A 24,219-nucleotide genomic window follows, 5' to 3' on the forward strand; every position below is an offset into this window, starting at 1 on the left:
GGGCGTCGCGGCGACCTTCGGCACCGGGCTCTTCTTCGGCGCCTTCTTGTGGGGGGAGGCGCTGGGCTTCTCGGCCACGTAGTCGTCCAGGGCGGCGGGAGCGGACTCCGGGTTCAGGACGGTGTCGCCCGCCGCGGCCGCGTTCTTCGCCGTGTCGCGCTGCCCGTCGTCCCCCGCGCTCCCGATCAGCAGCAGCGGTATCGCGACCAGGGCGGCGCCCGCGATCGCGGCTCCCGCCAGGACCGGCTTGCGGGGGCGTCCGCGGTCGACGCCGGTGACGGACCTGGTGCCCGGCGGCGTCGTCGCGACGGCCGCCGCCACGGCGACGGACTCCTTGGGTGCCGCGGTGGTCTTCTCGACCGGTGCCGTCGCGGGCGCCGGTTCCGGGGCCGGGTTCTGTGCCTCTGTGGGCTCGGCTCCGGCTTCGGCCTTGGCTTCGGCTTCGGTGGCGGCCGGACTCGGCGTCTCCGCCTCCGGTGCCGGGGGCCCGGTTTCCTCTGCGCGGGCGGCGGCGGCCTGGGGCTCGGCGGACATGCGGTACTCCTCCTCGGTGGCGGAGCTGACGGTGGGGGAGGGCCCGCCTCGTACGGCTTCGGCCCGGACGTCCGGCCGGATGGCGCGATATGCCGAAGTGGCCGACGGCGTAACCAACTTAGCCCGTCGCCGGACCGGCAGCGCTCCCTTCCCTCCTATCCCTTCCGAACTGTCCTGTCACTTTGTCCGCTCTCGTCTCACAACTCCCGGAAAGTACGCGACTCGGGCGGCAAACGGGCACGTGAAAGCCCGATCCGGGCCATTCCCGGCGCCCTGTCAAAGAGGCGCGTGTGGCATCCTGTTGGCTCCCTGATCTGATCAGTGTCGGCGTGTGCGCATGCCGTTCGGCACCCAAGAATTCGTACGGACCACGAGAGTTCAGGTGGAGATGCGGCCCGGAGAACGGCAACAGGGCGGGCACACGGCCGAGACCACCGCGGCCACCGACCTCCCCGGCATACCCGAGGCCGTGCGGGCCGCCGCACGGCGGGCGCCGGGGCACTGGATCGGGGTGGTGGACCCGGAGTGGACCGAGGAGCGGACGCCGCCGCAGTGGGCGGTGCTGGGGGAGTGGCAGTCGGACGGGGACGGCGCCGTCGCGGAGTACCGCGCGAACCCGGAGTACCGGCCCTCGGCCCGTGCCCTCGGCTGGCCCGAGCCCACCGATCCGGTCGACGCTGCGGCCCAGCGGGCGGCCACCGGCTACGGCTCGGTGGACACGGCGCTGGCGGCGCTCGCCGAGGCGGAGGTCACGGTGCTGCGCGCACCGGACGGCGAGCCGCTCACGGCCGCGGGCGAGGACGGGACGCCGGTGGTGCTGTTGTTCACCTCGCCGGCACACGCGTTCATGTCCCCGGCACTTCACCATGACAGTCTCCCCGCGCGGGAGTTGGCCCGCGCGCTGAGCGGTTCGGGCGCCTCGCTGATGGCCAACGCCGGAGCCGCCGCCCCGCTGCTCGTACCGGCGGACCGTCTCATCGACGCTCCGGACCCCGGCGCGGCCGCCCGTACCGACAACTCTTCTGAACCCCGGTCCCACACCATAGGGAGGACCCCGTGACGCGTTCGGCCAAGCAATCCCCCGCCTCCCCCGAGGCGGAGTCCGGCACCGGCGGCGAGGAGACGGCCACGGCCGTGTCCGCCTCCGCCGCCGAGACCGCTCCCAAGTCCGAGCCCGTAGAGGCGAAGCCGGAGCCCGAGGCAGGCACGAAAGCCGTCGCCGGTGGCAGCGATGCCGACGCGAAGACGGCCGCACAGAGCTCGACCGTAAAAGCGGAAGCGGAAGCGGAAGCGGAGTCGGAGCCAGAGGCGGAAGCGAAGCCGGAAGCCGGGGCCGAAAGCGAGGCCGGAGCCGAGGGCGATCCCGGTGCCGCCGCCGCGGCCAAGAGCCGGCTGCCCGCGCTCGTACGGACCATGACCGCGACCGCGATCGACCAGCCGGACCAGCAGGCCAGGCCGGTGGGACGGCCGGGCAAGGCGGTGCTGGCCGGCGCCGCGGTCGTCGGGGCGCTGCTCGTCTCGGTGCCGTTCCTGGTGCTGGGCGGCGACAACGACGACAACGACCGCAAGCAGACGACGGCGGCGGGCACCGTGCTCGACGGGAGCGAGCAGGACACGCCGGGCGCGTTCTCCGAGGCCACGCCCAGCGGCAGCGCCTCGGCCGACGGCAAGAAGGACGAAGGGAAGAGCGGGAAGGCGGGGAACGCCGCTCCCACGGTCACCGCGGGCAAGAGCGAGCCGAAGGCCTCCGCCGCCGAGAAGACGGCCGAGGCGCAGAAGCAGTCGAAGAAGCAGAGCGACACCAAGAAGTCCGAAAGCAAGAAGAACACGCCCGCGAAGGCCCCCGCCCCCGTGACGTTCAGCGGCCCCGTGTCCTTCCGCAGCCATCTCAACGGCCGCTGCCTCGACGTACCGAACGCCGACTTCCGCGACGGCAAGAACCTGATCATGTGGGACTGCACGGGCCTGGAAGCGCAGCGCTGGAAGTTCGGGTCCGACGGCACCGTCCGCATCGGCGGCCTGTGCCTGGACGTCGCCAACGCGGCGTTCACCCCCGGCACCCCCATGCAGCTCGCCTACTGCAGCGGCAACGACGCCCAGAAGTTCGTCCTGAACGAGAGCCACGACCTGGTCAACACCGTCGTCGGCATGTGCGTGGACATCAAGGGCAGCAACCCCGACAAGGGGGCGCCCATACAGCTGTGGACCTGCAACGGAGCCGACGCCCAGAAGTGGAGCCTCTGACCGGGCAAGGCATGATGAGATCGTCGGCTCGCCGACACGCGCCCCCGGCGAAGCGGGGCGTTCGCTGAAGACGCCGCCACGGCAAGGAGGTTGGTGCGTGTCGCGCCAGGTACTGACGGTCGGTCCAGGGGACCAGGACCGCTACCGGACGATCGGTGAGGCACTCGCTGCCGCCCGGACCGGCGCGCTCATCAGCGTCCGGCCCGGGACATACGCGGAGAATCTGGTGGTCCACACCCGGGTCACCCTCACCGCCGCCGAGGGGCGCGGGACCGTGGAGATCCGGCCGCGCTCGGGCAGCGTGCTCGCGTTGCGCGCCGACGCCGTGATGCTCACCGAGCTGACCCTGCGCGGCGGCGACGCCGAACAGCCGGCCGTGGACGTACGGCGCGGGCAGGCCGCCCTCGACGGCTGCGAGATCGTCGGCGCCGCCTGGACCGCGCTGCTCGCCGGCGGCACCGGTTCGCTCGCGCTGCGCGAATGCCGCGTGAGCAACCCGAAGGGCGCGGGCGTCGTGGTCACCTCGACCACGCCCACCACCGTGGAGTCCTGCACCTTCGAGCACCTGGGCACCAGTGGCCTGGTCCTCGCGGAGCAGGGCGAGGCGCGCGTCCGCGGCTGCACGGTGCGCGACGCCCGCGGCAACGGACTGCTGGCCAACGGCGAGTCCCGCGGCACCGTGGAGGACTGCGACATCTCCTCCACGGACAAGCCCTCGATCGCCCTGGAGCAGAACAGTTCCCTGACGGTGATCCGCACCGTGGTGCACGACACCAGTACGGGCGTGCACCTCAGCAGCGCGGGCCGCAACACGCTGGAGGACGTCCGCGTCACCGGAGCCTCCGGGCACGGGATCGTGCTGGCCTCCGGGACCGACCCGGTGCTGCGCCGCTGCCGTGTCTCGCGCTCCCGCGGCCACGGCCTGCTCGTCACCGACCGGGCGCGCGGCACCTTCGAGGACTGCTGGGTGGACGGCGCGGGCAGCGCCGCGCTGCGCGTCGCCGGGGCCGCCTCCCCGGCGCTGACCGGCCTGACCGTGCGCGACTGCGAGCACACCGGACTGCTCCTGGAGGAGGACGCGGCACCGGAGCTGGACCGCCTGGAGGTGATCGGCGGCTCGCCCGCCGTCGCGCTGACCGGCGGCGCCAACCCGATGCTGCGCAGAGCACGGCTCGTGGAACCCGCGGGCGACGGCATCACCGCCGCCAAGGACGCCCGGGGCCGCGTCGAGGACTGCGAGATCGTCCGGCCGAAGGGCGCGGGCGTACGCGTGTCCTCCGGCAGCACCCTGTACCTGGCCGGCGGCGGGGTCTCCGACTCCGCCACCGGCGGCCTGGTCGTGGAGGACGGAGGCAACGTCACGGTCCGCGACTTCCGCGTCGAGATATCCGGTGAGGAGGGCGTACTGGTCGCCGCGGGCGGCGAGTTGACCGCCAACCGCACGTCGGTGCACGCCGCGAAGGGCCACGGCTTCCTGCTGAGCGAGGGCGCGCTCGCCTCGCTCAGCGGCTGCGAGGCGACCGGCGGCGCCCAGGACGGCTTCCGGGTCGAGTCCACCGCGCCGGTCTCGCTCGTCAACTGCCTGGCCCGGGAGAACGAGGGCGGCGGCCTGGTGCAGACCGCGCCGGGCGACCGGCTCGCCGTGGACGGCCTGAACAGCACCGGCAACGGCAAGCGGGACGCCTGGGGCAGCGGCAGCGCCGAGAACACCGACCCGGCCGGGTCCGGCGCCGCCGACGCGCCCCCGCCGGACCGGGTGGACGGCCCGCTCGGCGCCCTCAACGCGCTGATCGGCCTGGAGAACGTCAAGCAGCAGGTGCGGACCCTGGTCAATCTGACCCAGCTCGCCCGGCGCCGTGAACAACTCGGCATGCTGGCCCCGCCGATGAGCCGGCACCTGATCTTCGCCGGGCCCCCCGGCACCGGCAAGACCACCGTCGCCCGCCTCTACGGGGCGATCCTCGCCGAACTGGGATCGCTGCGCAGCGGGCACCTGGTGGAGGTCTCCCGCGCCGACCTGGTCGCCCAGGTCGTCGGCGGCACCGCGATCAAGACGAGCGAGACCTTCCAACGGGCCCTCGGCGGCGTGCTGTTCATCGACGAGGCGTACACCCTCACCTCGGACAGCGGCAACGGCGGCGCCGACTTCGGCAAGGAGGCGGTCGACACCCTCCTGAAGCTGATGGAGGACCACCGCGACGAGGTCGTGGTCGTCGCGGCCGGCTACTCCCGCGAGATGGAGTCCTTCCTCAACTCCAACCCGGGCCTCGCCTCCCGCTTCTCACGGACCGTCGAGTTCGAGAACTACTCGGTGCCCGACCTGGTCGCGATCATGGAGAGCATGTGCACCCAGCACCAGTACGAACTGGGGGAGGGCACCGCGGCGGCGCTCGCCGCGCACTTCGAGGCGCTGCCGCGCGACGCCGGCTTCGGCAACGGCCGTGCCGCGCGCGGGGTGTTCGAGGAGATGGTGGACCGCCAGGCGGTCCGGCTCTCCGCCCAGGCCCAGGTCGGTGAGCACGACCTGCGGCTGCTGCTGCCGGAGGACGTCTCCGCGACCGCGGCGGGCCAGAGCGCCGACACCGCGGTCCCGGCCGACGACCCGCTGACCCGCCTCGGCGACATGATCGGCCTGTCCGAGGTGAAGCGCGACGTCGCCGACCTGGTCAACCTGATCACCACCGCCCGCCACCGGGCCGCCGCCGGGCTGCCCGTGCCCTCGCTCAGTCACCACCTGGTCTTCACCGGACCGCCCGGCACCGGCAAGACCACCGTCGCCCGCCTCTACGGCGAGATCCTGACCCAGCTCGGCATCCTTCAGCGGGGCCAGCTGATCGAGGCGGCCCGTGCCGACCTGGTCGGCCGCTACATCGGCCACACCGCCCAGCTCACCCGCGAGGTCTTCGAACGGGCCCGCGGCGGCGTCCTGTTCATCGACGAGGCGTACACCCTCACCCCGCGCGGCGACGGCGCCGACTTCGGGCAGGAGGCGGTGGACACCCTGCTGAAGCTGATGGAGGACCACCGCGACGAGGTGATCGTCATCGTCGCCGGATACACCGACGAGATGGAGCGTTTCCTCGGCTCCAACCCGGGCCTCGCCTCCCGCTTCCCGCGCCGGATCACCTTCGCCGACTACTCCTCCGAGGAACTGGTCACCATCGTGCGCGCCCAGGCCACGAGCATGGGCTACGAATGCGGCCCCGGCACCGGCCCGTTGCTCAAGGAGTACTTCGACTCGCTGCCCCGCGACCGCTCGTTCGGCAACGCGCGCCAGGCCCGCCAGATGGTCGACCTCATGGTCACCCGGCAGGCGGGACGGCTCAGTTCGCTGACCGCGCCCACCCTTGACGACCTGCGCGTCCTGTCGCCCGACGACGTGAGCGCGGCGGCGGCCCCGAAGGCGGCCCGGTGAGGCCGCCCGCCCGCAGGGGCGCCCGCCTGCTGTCCGGTGCGGGGCTCGCCGCCGCCCTGCTGCTGCCCGCTGCCGCACCGGCCGGGGCGGCCGCCCCGGCCGCCCCGGCGGCCGACGGCAAGAGCCAGGAACTGCCCGCCATGCCCTCCGCGCTGGACCCCGACGCCGAGCAGACGGCCTGCGTCCCCGCATCCAAGGAGACGGCGAAGAAGCAGGACTGGTCGCGCCAGCGCCTCGACCTGGACCGGATGCACCGGCACAGCACCGGCGCGGGCGTGACCGTCGCCCTGATCGACACCGGGGTCGCCCCCGGCGCCGCCGGACTCGACGGCCGGGTCACCGCGCAGGGCGACGCCGACGACGACTGCGTAGGGCACGGCACGTTCCTCGCCGGGCTGATCGCCGGGACCGGCGGGGCGGGACCGCGCCTGGCCGGAGTCGCCCCGGACGCGAAGATCCTGGCGCTGCGCGGCACCGACCGGCTCGGCAAGGCGAGCGCCGGCCTGGTCGCCACGGCGCTGCGCGAGGCGACCGCGGCCCACGCGGACGTCATCGCGGTCGGGGTGGCGCTGACCGGCCGCGACAAGGACGTCACCCGCGCGGTCGCCGAGGCGCGTGCCGCCGGCGCGGTGGTGGTCGCCGCGGCCACCCCGGACCCGCCCGCCTCCGGCGCCGACGAGGTCCCGGCCCGTACGTACTGGCCGGCCGGTGAGCCCGGAGTCCTCTCGGTCGCCGGCATGCTCCCCAGCGGCGCCCGCCCGGACAACTCCCCGGCCACCGACGGCATCGACCTGGCCGCTCCCGGCGCCGGTGTGGTCTCCGGCGGCCCGCGCGGCACCGGGCACTACCTCGGCAGCGGGGCCTCGGTGGCCGCCGCCTACGCCGCGGGAGCCGCCGCCGCGGTCCGCGCCGTCCGCCCCGACGACTCCGCCGACGCCGTCACGCGCCGCCTGACCGCGACCGCGTACCCGGCCGACATCCCGCAGCTGGACCCCTACGCCGCCGTCACGACCGTGCTGGGCGGCTCGGGATCCGGTGCGGCGGCTGGCGCCGGGCATGCCGCGGACCCCGTGACCGTCCGCGACACCTCGGGCGCCGACCGGGCCACCGGCCGCGCCACCCTCTTCGTCCTCTTCGGCTCGGCGGCCGTCCTCGCCGCGCTCTGGGCCGGGTTCGCCCTGTCCCGGGCCCGCGCGCGGGGCTGGCGCCCGGCGCAGGCGGACGCGGCGGGCAGCGACTGAGCGGTTGAAGGACCGAACGGCGGCGGGGGCCCACCTCAAGGTGGGCCCCCGCCGCCGTTCAGTACACGTTCAGTACACCGGGCCCTCAGGCCTCCTGCTCCTGTGCCGCCTCCACCAGCGCCGTCTGCATCAGCCGCGCCCGGCCCCTGGCGATGTGCTGAGCCCGGCCCGGCGGCAGGTTGAGCGGCTTCGTGTTGCCGAACAGGCGGCCCTCCGTGGGCGGGCAGGAGAGCACCACGGCCGGGTTGTTGGCCTCGTCCATGCGGCGTACGAGGCCGTCGCTCATCCCGCGCCCCGCGCCCATCGCACTGCGGGCGACGACCAGGTGCAGGCCCATCTCGAAGCCGAGGGTGAGGTGCTGGAAGAGCGGCTCGAACGGGTTCTGGAAGGAGTTGCCCGCGACCATGTCGTAGTCGTCGACCAGGATGAAGAGGCGCGGTCCCGTCCACCAGTCGCACCGGCGCATGCGGCCGGGTGCGATGTCCGCGCCGGGGACCCGGGTCTTCAGCGCGCGGGCCGCGCCCTCGACGGTCTCCGTGAGGTTGTCCAGGGAGATCACGTGCCCGATGCGGTACTCCTCGGGGACGGCGTCCACCAGCGTACGGCGGTAGTCCACCACGATGATCTTCGCCTCGGCCGGCGTGTACCGCGTGGTGATGCCCTCCGCGAGGCGCCGCATCAGGTTGGTCTTGCCGCTCTCGGTGTCGCCGACCACGATCAGGTGCGGGGTACGGCTGAAGTCGTGCCAGACCGGTTCCAGCGCGTCCTGGTCGATGCCGAGCGGCAGCCGCATGCCGTCGCCCTCGGTGCCCTCGGGCGCGGGCAGTTCGGCCAGCGGCAGCCGGTGCGGCAGCATCCGGACCTGCGGGGCACGCTCGCCCTTCCAGTGCCGGGAGATCTCGGCGACCAGATGGCCGACGCCGTCGCCGAGGTCGTCGAGGGAGCCGCTGCCGTCCAGGCGCGGCAGACCCGCGAGGAAGTGCATCTTGCTGTCGGCGGTGATGCCACGGCCGCCGCTGCGCGGCACCGTGCGTGCCTTGCGGGTGTCGACCTCGGAGTCCATCGGGTCACCCATCCGCAGTTCGAGACGGGTCGCGGACTGGTCGCGGATCTGCGCCGACAGCTCCACCCAGCGGGTGGTGGTGATGACCAGATGGATGCCGTAGTTGAGACCGCGGGCGGCGAGTTCGTTGAACTTCGGGATCAGCTCGTCGTAGTCCTGGCGGACCGTGGACCAGCCGTCGACCACCATGAACACGTCACCGAAGGGCTGGTCGGGGAATTCTCCTGCGGCCCGGCGGCGGCGGTAGGACTGCATCGAGTCGAGGGTGTGGTCCACGAAGAACTGCTCGCGGCGGGCGAGCAGCGTCATCACCTCGGCGACGGCCCGGTGCACCCGCTCGGGGTTGAGCCGCGCCGCGACCCCGCCGACGTGCGGGAGACCGGCCAGCTGCGACAGGCCACCGCCACCGAAGTCGAGGCAGTAGAACTGGATCTCGGCCGGAGTGTGGGTCAGGGCGAGGGCGCCGATCAGCGTGCGCGCGAGAGTCGACTTGCCGCTCTGCGAACCGCCCGCGATGGCGACATGGCCGCCGGCCCCCGCCAGGTCGACGACCAGCGGGTCGCGGCGCTGCTCGAAGGGCTTGTCGACCAGACCGACCGGCACCCGCAGCTTGCCGGCCCCGGGCCACTTGGCGGCGGTGAGACCGCGCTCCGGGTCGGGGGCGACACCGCCCAGCAGCGCGTCCAGCGGGGAGGGCGCCTCCAGCGGCGGCAGCCACACCCGGTGCGCGGGCGGTCCCGAGCCGCGCAGCCGCTCCAGGGCCACCGCGAGCAGGGTCTCCTCGTCGCCGCTCTCCTCGACCTCCGGCTCGGGCGCGGCCTCCAGGGTTCGGGGCACCACCCAGCCGCTGGTCCACGGCACCACCTGGCTGGCCACCCGGGCCTGCATCACGGCGCCGGTACGGCGCCGGTAGGTACCGGAGGAGTAGGCGGCACGGAACCGGGTCAGCGCCTCGACCCCGGACTTCAGATAACCGCTGCCCGGCTGGGCCGGCAGCTCGTAGGCGTCCGGCACACCGAGCACCCCGCGGCTCTCCATGGCGGAGAAGGTGCGCAGGCCGATGCGGTACGAGAGATGGCTCTCCAGCTGGTGCATACGGCCCTCGTCCAGGCGCTGCGAGGCGAGCAGCAGATGCACCCCGAGCGAGCGGCCGAGGCGGCCGATCATCACGAACAGATCCATGAACTCCCGGTGCGCGGCGAGCAGTTCACTGAACTCGTCGACCACCACGAACAGGCTCGGCAGCGGTGTGAGGTCCGCCCCGCCGGCCCGCGCCCGCTCGTACTCCAGGGCCGAGGTGTAGTTGCCGGCGGCGCGCAACAGCTCCTGACGGCGGATGAGCTCACCGTGCAGGGCGTCCTGCATGCGCTCCACCAGGGCGGCCTCGTCGGCGAGGTTGGTGATGACAGCGGCGGTGTGCGGGAGTTCGTCCAGGCCGAGGAAGGTGGCGCCGCCCTTGAAGTCGACCAGGACGAAGTTGAGTGTCTCGGAGGAGTTGGTGAGGGCCAGGCCGAGGACGAGGGTGCGCAGCAGCTCGCTCTTGCCGGAGCCGGTGGCGCCGATCAGCATGCCGTGCGGGCCCATGCCGCCCTGCGCGGACTCCTTGATGTCGAGTTCCATCGGGCGGCCGTCCTCGCCGACCGCGATCGGCACCCGGAGGCGGCCCGAACCGGTGTGCCGGTCGAAGGCGGTCTGCGGCTCGTGCCGGTGCAGGTCGGGTATGCCGAGCAGGGTGGTCAGCTCGACGTCGGTCTCCAGCGGCAGCGCGATGTCGGTGCCCAGGCTGATCCGCCGGGCGGTCAGCAGCCGGGCCAGGGACTCCGCGCCCAGCGGGCCGAGCCGGTCCGGCCGGCCGAGCGGCACGGAACGCTCCTTGCGGCTGCGGTCGGTGCGCACCAGATTCACCGTGTCGGGACCGGCGGTCAGCCGCAGCGTGTTGCGTCCCGGCCGCCAGCGCAGCGCCCCGGAGAGGTCGATGACCAGCGCGTTGCGGTAGCCGGGCCCCTCCCAGCGGTGGCCCTCGGGGACGCTGACGCCGTCCAGGACGACGACCGTGTACGGCTCGTCACGGCCCGGCCGGGCGTCGGGATCGAAACCGGGGCGCTCGGCGAACTCGGCGCCCAGCAGATCGTCCAGCTCGGTGAGGTCGGCGGTGACCCGGCGCACCTGCCCCGCACCGTCCTCCTCGTGCGGATGCAGCGTGTGCGGCAGCCACTTGGCCCACTCCCAGTCGGGCCGCCGCTCGTCACTGACGCAGAACGCGAGCCACAGCTCCTCGGGCGCGTGGAACACCGCGAGCTGGCCGAGCATGGCGCGCACCAGGCCGCGTACCGCGTCGGACGACCCGGAGTCCGGCTCCGCCTTCGCGGTGTCCTCGTCGGGGCGCACCAGAAGCCGGGCCGAAGAACGCAGATAGAGACCGAGAGGCTGCTCGGGGATGGTGGAGTACGCGCGGATGAAGCGGCGCAAAGCGTGCGCGCAGAGCGGTTCCAGGTCCTCCACCGGGCGGGTGGAGACCGGTTCGAGGGTGACAGCGAGCTGCTGCTCACCGACCGCGAGCCGGACCTCACCGAAGTCCTCGTCGGCCGGGCGGCGTTCCCACAGCCGCGAAGTACGGGCCAGCGAGCGCAGGGAGGCGGGCTCCGGGTGCCGCCAGGCGAGCGCCCGCTGCTGCTCCGCGATGGTGGTCCTGACCCGCTTGCGGATCTGCGCCAGGTAGCGGAGGTAGTCGCGGCGTTCGCCCTTCAGGCGCTGCTTGCGCTCGCCGGAGCGGCGCATCAGCTGGCCCAGGAGCATGGCGGCGGCGGCGAGCACCATGACACCCATCGCCAGATACATGAAGACACCGTTGCCACCACCGGTGCGCAGGAGCATCAGCATCATCGACACCGACATCAGCACCATCGGCAGGTACGTCCACACCGCCGAGGTGTCCGGCACCGTCTCCGCGAGGACCGGTGGCTCCTGGAGGGTCAATTGACCGTCCGGCATCTGCGGTCCGCGCCTGCGGGCCGGCCGGCGAAACAGCACCACGCTCAAGGAACAGAACCTCCGGTTTACTGGCTTTCCGGCCCGCGCCGAATAGCGGCACTCCCGGTAGTGGGTACTCCCGGCAGTGGGAAAGACCGCACCACGCCGATTCTCCGGGTTCCGGGTGACACGATGAACGCCGGATGAATGCTGCGAGCGGATTGTGAGGCGACCGACTTCCGCACCCTCGGTCAACTCCATACCGGACAAAGGAGCCCGGACCGCAGCACGTGCCGACGGACATAGGCAGTAGTCTGCATTCACGGAACGCGACCTGTCCACGCGGGGCTGCGGTCACCGGGCCTGCGGGGACAATTCCGCGGCCCGGCCCCCCAGTTCCCGCTCGCGTGGTCCTTCCGTACTCTTCGCACATCCCCTCTCCGGGGGAAGTCCTCCCGGCAAAGCCCCCACGGAAGACGAGAGTTCACCCGATGACCGACAGCGTGGTGGCCGCACTGTGCCGCCTGACCGTACGTGCGCCGAGCGTTTCCGTCGATCTGGCCGTGCCCGCCGACGTACCGGTCGCCGACCTCCTTCCCACGCTGCTGCGTTATGTCGGCGAGGAATCCGAGGAAGCCGGGCTCGATCACGCCGGCTGGGTGCTGCAGCGGCTCGGCGACGCCCCGCTCGACGAGGAGACCACCCTCGCGCGGGCCGACCTCTCCGACGGTGACGTGCTCTACCTGCGCCCGCACACCGAGGCGCTGCCCGAGGCCCGGCTCGACGACCTGGTGGACGGGATAGCCGACACCGCGGGCCGGCGGCTGCACACCTGGAGCCCCCGAGCGGCCCGCGGACTCCTGGTGGGCGCCGCGGTGGCGACCGTGGTGGCCGCCCTCGTCCTCGTGATGCGGCCCGGGGTGACCGATTCCGGCTCCGCCCGGGCCGGCCTCGCGACCGTGGCCGGGCTGCTGCTCCTCGCGGGCGCGGGCTCGGCCAGCCGCGCGGTCGGCGACCGCCTCTCCGCCACCGCGCTCGGCCTGCTCGTCGCGCCCTGCCTGGCCCTGGCCGGCTGGCTGCTGCCCGGCGGCGACGTGACCGGCCCGGACGCGACGCGGGTGGTGGGCGCGCGGCTGCTCGCGGCGGGCGCGGCGGGCGCCGGTGGCGCGGTCCTCGCCCTCGCCGCCACCGCGGTCGGCGCCCCGGCCCTGCTGGCCACCGCGGTGGTCTCGGTGGCCGCCGCGATCGCCGGAGCCCTCATGGGGTACTCCGGACTCGGCGCCCCCGCCGCCGTGGCCCTGGTGGCCACGGTGGTCGCGCTGGCCGCGGGCACGGTCCCGCCGTTCGCCTTCAAACTGGCCGGGATGCGGATGCCCGCACTGCCGTCCTCCGCCGGCCAGCTCCAGGAGGGCATCGAGCCCTACGCGGGCAGCGAGGTCGCCGAACGCACCGAGCTGGCCGGGCGCTGGGTCACCGCGCTCTTCGCCGCCACCGGCGCCGTCGCCGCACCCACCCTGGTCGTCCTCGCCGCACACCCGAACCTGCCCGAGGTGCTGACCTCCCTCGCGCTGAGCCTGCTGCTGCTCCTGCACTCCCGCGGCCTGGTGCACATCGGACAGCGGCTGACCCTGTCCGTGCCCGGAATCTGGGGGCTGCTGCTGCTCGCCCGCGCCTGGGCTGTGGACAGCCAGGGCAACGGCCGCGCCGTCGTCTTCGCGGTGCTGCTGGCCGCCGCGGCCGCGCTCGTGATCGCCGCCTGGACCGTGCCGGGCCGCCGGATGCTGCCCTACTGGGGCCGTGCGGCGGAAGTGGCGCACACCGGCCTCGCGGTGGCGCTGGTGCCCCTCACCCTCTGGGCGGCGGGGCTGTTCGGCTGGCTGCGCGGCCTGTTCGGCTGAGCACACCGGTACGCCGGTATGCAGGGACATCTGGAACAAGTCGAGGAGAGGCCGTGCAGTCCAAACGCGACCAGGTACACGCCCATACGTTCATGATGGGCAGGCTCAGCTCGGGTCTGCTGACGGCTGACCCGGACGCCCCGGAGAGCCCGCTGGGCCGCACCACCCGCGGTGTCGTCTTCGGCGCGCTCGCGACCCTCCTCATCAGCGGGGGAGCCGTCGTCTACGGCCTGTTGAGCCCCGGCGGGAACGACAGCTGGCGCGACGGCGAGCACCTGGTGGTCAACCGGGACACCGGCGCCCGGTACCTGTGGACCGGCGCCGACGGCGTGCTGCACCCGGTGCGCAACTACGCCTCCGCGCGGCTGATCGGCGGCTCCGACCTGCCGACCTCGGACGTGCGCACCGCTTCCCTCCAGGACGTGCCGGTGGGCGCCGCGGTCGGCCTCACCGGGGCGCCCGACACCGTGCCCGGCACCGGTCAACTCGACGACGGTGCCTGGCACATGTGCGTCACCGGGCCGGGCGGGGCGTCGTCCGGCACCTCCGGAGCGGTGGCGGACACCGGGGTGAACAAGCCGGGTGCCACGACCCTGGTGGCCGGGGCACAGCTCGACTCCAGCGCCGTCAGCGGCGACCACGCGCTGCTGGTACGCGGCCCCGACGACACCGAGTACCTGGTGTGGCGGGGCAGCCGGCTCCCGCTGGACCGCGCCTCCGACGCCCGCAACGCCCTCGGCTACGGCTCCCAGCAGGCGGCGCCGGTCTCGGCGGCCTTCCTCGACGCGCTGGCGTCGGGCCCCGCCCTGAAGCCGCCGTCGGTGCCGGGCCGCGGCGGCGCCGGCCCCGAACTCGGCGGCGAGGCCAGCCGGGTCGGCCAGGTGTTCAAGGTCAGCGTGCCCGGCGGCGGCAGCACGTACCACCTGCTGCGCCAGGACGGCCTGGTGCCGCTGACCCGCCTCGGCGCCGCCCTGGTGCTCGGCGACCCGGCCACTCAGAAGGACGCCTACCAGGGCCGTTCGCCCGAGGCACGGACGGTCGGCGCGGACGCGCTGCGCGAGCACCGGGCGAAGAACGCGGGCACCGCCGGATCGGCCGAACTGCCGGACGCGCCGCCCGTCCCGCAGTCGGTGCCGCGCGGGTCCGCGCTCTGCGCGCAGGTGGACGGCGACGACGGCGGCGCCCGGATCAGGTCCGTACTCGTCCCGCTGACCCGGCTGGCCCCGGTCGCGGCGCCGGAGGGCACCACGCTCCAGCCGGCCTGTGTGCCGACGGACGTCACGGTGGTGCGGCCGGGGCGCGGCGCCCTGGTCAGGGCCCTGCACGCGAGCGGCGCCGCGCACGCCGGAACCACCTACCTGGTGGCGGAGAACGGCGTGAAGTACCGCGTCGCGGACAAGGACGCGCTGGCGGCCCTCGGGTACACGGCGGACGACATCGGCTCGGTCCCCGCACCGCTGCTCGCGGCGCTGCCGACCGGCGTCGACCTCGACACGTCGGCCGCCACGGGTGCCGCCAAGGCCAAGGTGACGGCTCCGGCCTGCGGCGGTGACGACGCCGCCGGGCCCGGCGGCACCGAACCGGCGGAGAAGCCCGGAAAACCGGACGGGGCGGGCACTGTGCGCGCAGCCGACATCCAGCACTGATCATGCAAAGCAGTGCAAAGGGTGGCGAAGAAAGGGAAAAGGGTGGCGAGGGTGGGGCGACTTCGAGCCAAATCCACGGCGAATCCGCCGCGGCGCGGACCGAGTTCACCCGGAGCCGTCCCGGCCCGGCCGCGACGGCGAACCTCAGATAAAGCTCAGAATTTCCGTCGGGTTTCGCGACCGGGGATTCCGTGACGCGTACTCATTGCCGTATATGTGTCAACTCCGTTGCCCGCTTGCCTTCTTCGCGTGCCCGTTTGGCGACCGCTTCGTGCCGACGGGCGGATGGTCGCGCCCGGTCGTCGGGACCGAACGCCGGATACGTGTTCATCCCGCCGAAACCTCGCGGACAACTGGACTGCCGCGCACAGAATTTGGCGAGCCCACCGATGCTCAGAATTTCCCTGCACGCGTTGCGCGGAACGCCCGCTTCTCTTTAGCCTCGGCGGGTAACGGTGCGATGAGACTCGCCTGAGAGACATGAACGAAGGGAACGTGACATGGCCGACAGCGCCGCCAGGAAAGCGGACTATGCCAAGGGCCTGGGAGGCGTCTCCTCCCTGGAGTCGGCCCGCCAGCAGGTGGAGAAAATCCAGAACAACGTCGCCGAGATCGCCGCGCGTTCGGGCGTCGGCGGTGACGAGGGACAGGCCCTGCTGAAGCTCTTCCGCAGCTGGAACGCCGAGGCGCAGAAGGTCGTCGTCCAGATCAGCAAGATGATCGACGCGCTCCAGGAGAACGTGTCCTCCGCCAACCGTGTGGCGAAGGAGAACCAGGACCTGACCGAGGTCCTCAACAGCAAGACCAGCCAGGGTGTCTTCGAGGCGCTGAGCTGAATCCCCCGTCGTGGCACCGGCCTTCGCACGACGAGGCCGGTCCGCGTGAACTTCCGGGGCCCCGGCGCCCGGTCACCGAAGAGGAGACGTCATGGCCGACGGCATCATCGATGTGCAGTACCCCAAGGTCCGGCAAGCCATCGAGGAGCTGCAGGAGCAGACCAAGGGCATCATCACGAGCCTCAACAACCTCGAGGACGAGCTGAAGCCGCTCATCAGCTCCTGGGAGGGTTCCGACCAGGAGATGTACCGCGGCGTGCAGGCGGAGTGGGACCAGGCCACCGCGAACATGGCCAAGCTGCTCAACGACAACGGTGAGCTGATCCAGAGCATTCACGACAACCACTCCCGCGACGAGCGCAAGAGCTCCGACAACTGGGGCAGCGTCCGGGCCCGTTAGGTCCCGGCCGAGGTAACCCTTCGTCCGTCCCAGGGGCGGGCCCCGGCATACGGCCGGGGCCCGCCCGCCCGGCACCGAGCGGCAGGCAGGAGAGCGTCAATGGCCGTCGACAAGGCCGACGTCAAGCATTTCGACCTCAAGCAGATGGAGAACTTCCGGGACGACGAGGTCCACCCGGTGTACCTCTCCGCCAAGCGGCACCGGGATGAGGGCAAGGAGGGCGTCACCCCGCTCAAAGACCTCCTCCGTTATAAGTCCTCGGGCAACCTCGAAGAGGATCAGCAGCTGCTGCGGCTCGGCAAGATGGTCAGGAGCAGCATGGTCTCGGGGTCCGATCTGGTCGACGGCGTCAAGACCGCGGCGACGGCCATCAACTCGCTGCTCACGGACCAGATCAAGCTCTTCGAGGAGTTGAAGGACGCGCTCACCGACACCATCGAAGAGGCCAACAAGACCAAGGACAAGAACCTGGACGCGATCGACGCCCAGACGCTGCTCCAGACCTTCGAAGAGGTCGACACGCTCACGGCGGGAAGCTCGGACAGCACCGGCGGTTCCGACAGCGGTTCCGACAGTGACAGTGACAGCAGCTCCGACAGCGACAGCGACAGCGATTCGGATGACGACGACTCGGACTCGGACGACGACGAGGACTCGGAGGACGAGGACGAGGACGAGGACGACGACGACTCGGACGACGATGACGACGATGACTCGGACTCGGATGACGACGACTCGGACTCGGACTCGGACGACGACGAGGACGACGACTCGGACTCGGACTCGGACGACGACGACTCCTGAGTCCGTATGGCCCACGCGTGCCGCCGGCACGGATGAAGACTGATCAGAGCAGAAGGGGCGCCCGGTGGCCGGAGAGTACGACAAGGACTCCGTTGGCAACGTCAACGAGTACGAGGACGACAAGAATCCGACGTCGGACAAGTGGGCCGCTCTGGTCAAGCACATCACCGGCTGGCCGGTGCCGCCCCGCAGCGAGATCTTCGACGAGCTCCAGTCCGACCAGGGCGGGAAGCTCTTCCGGATGGACTTCCAGAAGATCCCCCTCAGCTCGCTCACCAAGGACCGCAGCGCCTCCGGTTTCCTGATGCACTCGGGTGAGGACTACGACCTCTACTTCTTCGACAAGGACGACAAGAGGAACATCAAGCAGGCGCGGATCGTCTTCGAGGGCCGTGTGACGGTCGACGGCGAAACCGTCTTCGCCGATCCCGGCTCCACGGACTGGTCCACGGCGAACGTCCGCGGCGGCAACGATTTCACGGACTACAACGACGACAAGATGAGCACCATCAAGCTCGCCAAGTACATGAACGGGCCGCGGGCGGCGCTCATGGCTCTGTTGAACGACGGCTCCACGGAGAACGCCCGGTTCGAGGGCGACGGCGTCGATGACGCCAACGTGGTGGACCTCCACTCCTTCACGACCACCGGGCAGTCCTTCGACTACGCCGCCCAGTTCTTCAAGGACCAGGCACCGGTGCTGAAGGACTGGGAGGACCGCTTCGCCGCGGACGACGCGAGCTGGAAGGGCGAGGCGGCGAACGTCTTCCGCAGCCTCCTTGAGAAGATCCGCGACAACTACGACGCCTACGTCGAGACCTTCAACTCCAGTGTGGGGACCGGCGACGAGACCGGCACCGGGAAGACGGTCTACTCGCGTGCCCTGTCGCTGGGCCGCACCTATCTGGAGAACGCCGCCAGGGATCTCCTCAAGGCGTGGGTGAAGTGGGCCAACTCCCCGTATTACGACCCGCATCAGGTGCTGCGCTACGTCCTGGACGACCTCGGCACGTGGGTGGACGAGAACAACATCGCGAAGACGGACCTCACGGTGACCGGCATGCACAACGAGATGGTCCAGGCCAGTTTCCATGGCGACTTCTCGCAGGTGCACGACGAGTACGGCGACATCAGTGAGAAGGACGCCTGGGTGAAGGTGGGCGACAGGGCGGTCAAGATCTGGTCCCAGGGCGTCAACGACTACCTGGGCACCGCCGCGGCCACCGTGCAGGCCACCCTGAACAACCACTTCGTCGATCTCTCCGACGACTTCTCGGAGAATGTGCCCAAGCCGAAGTCGACGAGTACGGCCGCGTCGGACTACAAGGACAAGAAGGCCGAGGAGGCGCAGGACGAGCTCGACGAGGCGAACGCGAAGGCCGCCGCGGACGCGAAGAAGGCGGCCGACGACGCGGCCAAGCAGGCCGAGGACGACAAGGCGTACAACGACAAGCTGCGGGACGAGGACGCCAAGGCGCGCGCGGACGAGAAGGCGTACAACGAGAAGTTGCGGGACGAGGACGCCAAGGCGCGCGCCGACGAGAAGGCGTACCAGGAGAAGCTGCGTGCCGACGCGGCCAAGGCGGCCGAGGACCAGGCGAACGCCCTGAAGGACGGCCTCAACGGCCCCGGCGGGGGCGGCAACCAGACTCTCGACCTCAATGATCTGCTGAACCCCGGGGGCGGCGGGGGCGGGCAGGACGGCGCGAACAACCCGGGCGGCGGCGGCCAGGACGGCGCGAACAACCCGGGCGGCGGGAGCACGATCGATCTCGGCGATCTGCTGAACTCGGGTGGCAACGGTACGAACAACCCCGCGACCGTGAGTTCGACCGACCTCGACGACCTGCTGAACTCGGGTGGTCAGAACGGCGCGGGTAGCTCGGGCGGCACGGACAGCGCGGGTGACGCGGGTGGTACGGGCAACCTGAACGACGCGAACAGCGCCGTCGTCAAGAACCTGGGCAATCTCGGCGATGTGAACAGCCCGAGCACCGGCGGTGACGGTGGGCAGCTGTCCACCGAGGCGCCTCCGCCCTTCACGAACCTGGGCAACCTCGGCGGGCTCAACAGCGGTGGGACCAACAGCGGTGCGGGTACGAACCTCAAGAGCCCGACCGGCGGCAGCACAGGGCTCGACGACGACAAGGTCACGGCCGGGTTCCCGGACGGCAGCAGCACCGCCTTCGACGCCGACAGCGGGACGCTGACCACGACCCACCCGGACGGCTCGACGACCACGGCCGACCTGGGCAACGGTGCCAAGGTGACCAATGCGGACGGCTCGGTGACCTCGCTCGGTGACGACGGCAGGCTGACCACCACGTTCCCCGACGGCACGGTCCAGCACGTCGACCCCGCGACCGGCCAGGCGACCACCACCGACCCCGACGGCACCACGACGACCCAGAACCTCGGCTCCTTGGGCGACCTCAACAGTGGCGGCCAGAACAGTCTGGGCGACTTGGGTGACCTGGGCGACATCAACTCCGACCTGACGACCGAGTCGCCCGGCGACCTGAACAACCTGGGCGACCTCGGGAACCTCAACGGCGACCAGGCCGGTCTGCAGACCCCGACGGGCGGACACACCGCGCTCGACAGCGGCGACTTCACCACCACGTACCAGGACGGCAGCTCCGCCTCGTTCGACCCGGGCGACGGGCAGCTCACCACCACGCACCCGGACGGCAGCAGCACGGTCACCGATCTCACCCACGGGGCGAAGGTGACCAACCCGGACGGCTCCTCGACCCTGCTCGACAACGGCCGGCTGAGCACCACCTTCCCGGACGGCAGCACCCAGATCATCGACCCGGACACCGGAGTCGCGAGCATCACCGATCCGCAGGGCCACACCGAGACGGTGGACCTGGGCGCCCTGAACTCGGCGAACAACGGCGGCTCGGACGTGCTCAACGGCCTGAACTCGCAGGACGGCGGCGCCTCGGACCTGCTCGACGGTCTGAACACGCAGAGCGGCGGCGCTTCGGACCTGCTCGGAGACCTCAACTCGCAGGGCGGTGGCGGTTCGGACCTGCTCGGAGACCTCAACTCGCAGGGCAGCGGTGGTTCGGACCTGCCCGGCGGTGGCACCACCGGCCAGGACGTGTCGCTCTCCGATCTCGGCCTCAGCAACGGTGCCGCGAACGCCGGAGGCTCCGGCGGCGGTTACGCGGGCGACGGAACCCTCGGAGCGGCCGCTGACGGGTCCACCGGATCCACCGGGACCGGCGTCGACCCCCTGTCGGACGGCACCGCCGCCACCGCCACCGGCGCGGCCGCACCGGCCGCCGCCGCGACGGCCGGCACCCCCGGCGCCCCGGGCACACCCGGCAGCCCCGGCATGCCGATGGGCGGGGCCGGCGGGATGGGCGCGGGCGGCGGCGAGAAGGGCAACGGCGAGCGCGTACGCGCTGTCCTGGTCGACGCGGTGGAGGAGAGCGAACGCCGCAACCGGCGTCGGCGCAGCCCGTGGAACCGTCAGGAGGACAGCGACACCTTCCTCTCGCCGGCCTCCCGGGTGTCGACCACCGGCGGCGGCGACAGCGCCGAGCAGGAGACGGAGCCGGGCCGCCGCACCACGACTTCCGCCGACTACCTGGAGGAGGACACGGACGTGTGGGGCACCGAGGAGGGCGGCACTCCGGCCGTCATCGGCCGGTGAGCACGGCGTTTCGCGTAGAGACGCATCCCACGCGGCGACGGCTTCCACGGAAGGGCCCTCACCAGGCAAGATCAAGGGAGCAGTTGACCAGGCGGCACGGAAGGGCGGAGCGGGCGTGACGGAACCGCTGGAGAAGCGGCTGGAGAAGGCGATGGCCGAACTCCACGAGGCGCAGGAGGCGGTCGCGCGCACCGAGCGCGAACTGCGCGAGGCGTCGTTCGCGGTGCTCTCCTCCGACCGCGCGGTCCGCGCCACGGTGGGCCCGCAGGGCGAGTTGACCGGGATCGAGTTCCTGGACAGCAAGTACCGCGACATGTCCCCCCAGGAACTGGCCGCCAGCGTCCTGGAAGCGGCGAGCGCGGCCCGTACGAAGATGAACCGGCACGTCATGAAGGCGATGGCGCCGTTCACCGAGCCGAGCAGCAACGTGCCGGAGCTGAAGGGCTTCGAGCTGGACTGGGAGCGGATCTTCGGCCCCGAGGTGCTGCGCGACGACGACGAGACGGCCACGGCACGCGACACCGCGGCGAGTCCCGGCTGGCGGGACGCGCTCGGCGAGGACGAGGACGGGGAGAACTGACGCATGGGACAGCGCTACTACGTCGACCCGGAGCGCATCGAGGCCCTGGCCGAGCAGCTGGAGGAGATCGGTGCTCTGGCCCAGAGCATGACCGAGGAGTTCCTGGACGGCTTGGCCCCCACGGTCTCGTGGCCCGGCTCGGGCGACGACTTCGCCGACAAGGCCAAGCCGCAGGAGCAGAAGGAGCGGCAGAGCACCAAGGACACCTTGCTCGCCATCCGCGACGCGGTGACCGGCATCACCGACGCGACGGTCGAGCAGGTCCAGCTGATGAAGGGCACCCGCGACCACAACATCGAGGGGATCGAGCGGGTCAACAACCGCGTCGAGTCGAACGGGTCGACCGGTGACCTCGACACCGGCGGGCATGGCCGCCACTGACCACCCCGGCACCGCAGACCGCTCCCGCACCACGCCGGGAGCGGTCACCCGGTCGTGCCCGCGGCGCGGCACCGGGGGCGGCCCCCGGTGAGCATCAAGGCCTCGCCCGAGGTCAACGCGATGATCTTCATTCTCACCGGAGAGAGGCTCATCAGCGCCGACGAGGACCTCGCGTACGACAGCCGTACGCCCTACTCCGGCCTCGGCCGGAAGCTGGACCGGCTCTCCTCGCTGATCAACAAGTCGATCCATGACATCGCCCAGGTGATGCCGGACGACCTGTCTAAGTCGTACGCCAAGGCGATGGGCACGCTCACCGGTGACGGCGGCAAGAGCTACCTGAACGACTTCGCCGACCAGTTGGGGAAGATAGCCGACGGCCGGCGCAAGACGTCCATGGACATCATGGAGTCCAAATGGCAGGTGATCGCCGAGATCATCCGGCTGCTCCTCGAGATCGCCATCTACCTGGCGATGTCCTTCTTCACCGGTGGCGCCTCGGCCAGCCAGATCCTGCTGGCCAAGCTGCGCAGCCGGTTCATGATCCTCACCACCATCAGCCACCTGTTGCAGCGGCTGCATCTGGCACCCTCGCTGACGGAGGCGCTCGAAGAGGCCTTCACGACGTTCGCGGTGCGCCTCGCGATGATGAACTTCGCGCCCGACGGCCGACGGCCCGATGGCTTCGACTGGGGCCAGATCCTCAAGGACGCCGCGTTCGGCGCCGCGGCGGGCGGTCTCACCAGCATCTTCGACAAGTTCGCGAAGAACATCCTCCATGGCTACGACAACAACTTCCTGAAGGACGGCCCGGACCTCGACTTCAAGGGCCCCACCCCGGGACCCGGCTCGAAGAGTCACACCCCCGACCCGACCCCGACGCCCAAGCCGGACCCCACCCCCGAGCCGAAGCCGAACCCCACCCCGGAGCCCAAGCCGAGTCCCACCCCCGAGCCGAAGCCGAGTCCCGGCCCGGACCCGACCCCGACGCCCAAGCCCGGTTCCGGCTCCACCTCCAATCCGTACAGCGACCCTCCTCCGGGCGGCCGCCCCGGACCCGACCCGTACACGAGCGGCCCGAGTCCCACCCGCCCCAACCCGTTCGCGTTCACGAACAACTTCACGAACAACTCCAGCCTCTGGCGGAACAACGAGATCCTGCTCAGCTTTGCCAACCGGCCTGGCTTGGTGGCCGGACACTACGGGGTCAAGGGGGCGGGCGATTTCGTCGCCGCCGGAGCAGGCGAAGCGCTCGGGGAGATCCTGATCAAGGGCGCCTTCGACAACGACTGGTCCACCAGCTGGTCCACGTTCGTCGGCGCGGGCATCAGCAGCCAGGTCGAGTCAACGCTCACGGGTACCGCCATGAACAGCGGTGCCGAACTGCGCAACGCCCTCAACAATCTGCGCGCCAACCCGCCCACCGTCTCCGGCGGCATCGGTGACACCGGGGATTCCGGCGACGTGACACGTTCGCACGGCGGCGGCTCGGGGGCGGGCGCGGGCACCACCACCGGTGGTGACGGTGCGACGCGCGACGGCGGGCCGTCGGTCTCCTCCACCACACAGAGCCCGCCCCCGTACACGACGTCCCAGAGCCCGCCCCCGTACTCGACATTCCAGAATCCGCCGCCGTACGCGTCGCAGGATCTGTCGTCGCATTTCGCCGGGCCGTCGACCGTGTCCGAGGCCGAGAACGATCTGTGGCAGCAGGTCCACGCCGGCCCCGCCGACGCCCGTGCCCAGGCGCTGAGCGACCTCGCCGACCTGCGCGCCCAGCCGCCGTCCGGCACCGAGATAGGCATCCGAGGCGGTCTGCACGACGCGCTGTCGGACGTGCCAGAGGTCCGCGTGGTGACCGCGGGGGACAGCCCCGCCGTCCACCTCGACACGGACGAGGTCCGCCGCACCCTGACCGGCCTCGGCACCCCGGTCACGGTGGACACCCCGATCGGCGGAACCCCCCACACGTCTGCGCCCCCCGGCCAAGCGGACAGCGACTTCGCAGGGTCCCACGGTGCGGGGACCTCCGGTGGGCCGGGTACGTCGGGAGGCCTCGGTACTTCGGGTGGGTCCCATACGTCCATGGGGTCGGGCACGTCGACGGGGGCGGGGGCTTCGGGTGGCCCTGGGACCGCGGACGGCTCCGGTGCGTCGGCTGGACCCGGTGAGTCGGGTGGACCAGGTGCGTCGGATGGCCCTGGGACTTCGGCGGAGCCTGGGGTTTCGGATGGTCCGGGGACTTCGATGGGCCCGGGTGCGTCGGATGGACCCGGAGTCTCGGCGGGGCCTGGTGCCTCGGCGGGACCCGGTACTTCGGCCGGACCCGATGCATCGGCGGGACCCGGCATTTCGGCCGGGCCCGATGCTTCGGCAGGGCTCGGGGTTTCGGGTGGTCCGGGGACTTCGGGTGGCCCTGGTGCGTCGGACAGCTCCGATGCATCGGCGGGGCCTGGTGCCTCGGCGGGGCCCGGCATTTCGGTCGGGCCCGATGCTTCGGCAGGGCTCGGGGTTTCGGGTGGTCCGGGGACTTCGGGTGG

Annotated in this window: 12 protein-coding genes and 3 pseudogenes; 13 read left to right on the forward strand and 2 right to left on the reverse strand. The window is 71.8% G+C overall.

Features of this window, described 5'->3' with window-relative positions:
- Positions 1-534, reverse strand: a pseudogene (locus tag AB0J02_RS02940) (mannose-binding protein); the annotation flags it as partial.
- 337 nt (positions 535-871) lie between these two features.
- On the opposite strand from AB0J02_RS02940, the gene AB0J02_RS02945 reads away from it, so the two are divergent.
- The 4 genes from AB0J02_RS02945 (at position 872) to AB0J02_RS02960 (ending at position 7,434) form a co-directional block, all read left to right on the forward strand.
- A complete protein-coding gene (locus tag AB0J02_RS02945) occupies positions 872-1,594 on the forward strand; it encodes a type VII secretion system-associated protein (protein WP_363191776.1) in 723 nt (240 codons plus the stop codon).
- Positions 1,591-2,778, forward strand: a complete 1,188-nt coding sequence (locus AB0J02_RS02950; RefSeq protein ID WP_363191778.1) for an RICIN domain-containing protein — start codon at positions 1,591-1,593, stop codon at positions 2,776-2,778. The genes AB0J02_RS02945 and AB0J02_RS02950 overlap by 4 nt, the downstream gene beginning before the upstream one ends.
- A 97-nt stretch (positions 2,779-2,875) precedes the next feature.
- Positions 2,876-6,193: a right-handed parallel beta-helix repeat-containing protein gene (locus tag AB0J02_RS02955; protein ID WP_363191779.1), complete on the forward strand. Its 3,318-nt coding sequence runs from the start codon at positions 2,876-2,878 to the stop codon at positions 6,191-6,193.
- Positions 6,190-7,434: a S8 family serine peptidase gene (locus AB0J02_RS02960; RefSeq protein ID WP_363191780.1), complete on the forward strand. Its 1,245-nt coding sequence runs from the start codon at positions 6,190-6,192 to the stop codon at positions 7,432-7,434. Before AB0J02_RS02955 ends, AB0J02_RS02960 begins: the two co-directional genes overlap by 4 nt.
- A gap of 85 nt (positions 7,435-7,519) precedes the next feature.
- Here the strand turns inward: AB0J02_RS02960 and eccCa are convergent, their stop codons facing one another.
- Positions 7,520-11,488, reverse strand: coding sequence for a type VII secretion protein EccCa (eccCa, locus tag AB0J02_RS02965; RefSeq protein WP_363191781.1), 3,969 nt, complete (start codon positions 11,486-11,488; stop codon positions 7,520-7,522).
- A gap of 470 nt (positions 11,489-11,958) precedes the next feature.
- Here eccCa and eccD point away from each other — a divergent pair, with 470 nt between their 5' ends.
- The 9 genes and pseudogenes from eccD to AB0J02_RS03010 all read left to right on the forward strand — a co-directional run.
- Positions 11,959-13,365 (forward strand): type VII secretion integral membrane protein EccD, encoded by a 1,407-nt coding sequence (gene eccD, locus AB0J02_RS02970; RefSeq protein ID WP_363191782.1) that lies wholly within the window; start codon positions 11,959-11,961, stop codon positions 13,363-13,365.
- Between the two features lie 53 nt (positions 13,366-13,418).
- The gene (gene eccB / locus AB0J02_RS02975; protein ID WP_363191783.1) at positions 13,419-15,011 is read left to right on the forward strand and encodes a type VII secretion protein EccB; all 1,593 of its coding nucleotides are present in this window, start codon (positions 13,419-13,421) and stop codon (positions 15,009-15,011) included.
- A gap of 500 nt (positions 15,012-15,511) precedes the next feature.
- Positions 15,512-15,847 carry a hypothetical protein gene (locus tag AB0J02_RS02980; protein WP_363191784.1) on the forward strand — a complete coding sequence of 112 codons (336 nt, stop codon included), beginning with the start codon at positions 15,512-15,514 and terminating at the stop codon, positions 15,845-15,847.
- Between the two features lie 91 nt (positions 15,848-15,938).
- On the forward strand, positions 15,939-16,247 hold the full coding sequence (locus tag AB0J02_RS02985; protein WP_363191785.1) for a WXG100 family type VII secretion target: 309 nt from the start codon (positions 15,939-15,941) through the stop codon (positions 16,245-16,247).
- Between the two features lie 99 nt (positions 16,248-16,346).
- A pseudogene (locus AB0J02_RS02990) lies at positions 16,347-16,793 on the forward strand (type VII secretion system-associated protein); the annotation flags it as partial.
- Between the two features lie 322 nt (positions 16,794-17,115).
- Positions 17,116-20,718: an AAWKG family protein gene (locus AB0J02_RS02995; protein WP_363191786.1), complete on the forward strand. Its 3,603-nt coding sequence runs from the start codon at positions 17,116-17,118 to the stop codon at positions 20,716-20,718.
- Between the two features lie 115 nt (positions 20,719-20,833).
- Complete coding sequence (locus AB0J02_RS03000) at positions 20,834-21,298, forward strand: YbaB/EbfC family nucleoid-associated protein (protein ID WP_363191787.1); 465 nt, start codon at positions 20,834-20,836, stop codon at positions 21,296-21,298.
- A gap of 3 nt (positions 21,299-21,301) precedes the next feature.
- On the forward strand, positions 21,302-21,679 hold the full coding sequence (locus tag AB0J02_RS03005) for a hypothetical protein (RefSeq protein ID WP_363191788.1): 378 nt from the start codon (positions 21,302-21,304) through the stop codon (positions 21,677-21,679).
- 87 nt (positions 21,680-21,766) lie between these two features.
- Positions 21,767-24,219 (forward strand): annotated as a pseudogene (locus AB0J02_RS03010) (hypothetical protein); the annotation flags it as partial.

The organism is Streptomyces sp. NPDC050264, from assembly GCF_040655895.1.
GTDB lineage: Bacteria > Actinomycetota > Actinomycetes > Streptomycetales > Streptomycetaceae > Streptomyces.

Bases quoted from the DNA above. Each gene is read 5' to 3' on its own strand.
- eccCa (WP_363191781.1), bottom strand. From the start codon at position 11,488: ATGCCGGACGGTCAATTGACCCTCCAGGAGCCACCGGTCCTCGCGGAG.
- eccD (WP_363191782.1), top strand. From the start codon at position 11,959: ATGACCGACAGCGTGGTGGCCGCACTGTGCCGCCTGACCGTACGTGCG.
- AB0J02_RS02945 (WP_363191776.1), top strand. From the start codon at position 872: ATGCCGTTCGGCACCCAAGAATTCGTACGGACCACGAGAGTTCAGGTG.
- AB0J02_RS02985 (WP_363191785.1), top strand. From the start codon at position 15,939: ATGGCCGACGGCATCATCGATGTGCAGTACCCCAAGGTCCGGCAAGCC.
- AB0J02_RS02980 (WP_363191784.1), top strand. From the start codon at position 15,512: ATGGCCGACAGCGCCGCCAGGAAAGCGGACTATGCCAAGGGCCTGGGA.
- AB0J02_RS03005 (WP_363191788.1), top strand. From the start codon at position 21,302: ATGGGACAGCGCTACTACGTCGACCCGGAGCGCATCGAGGCCCTGGCC.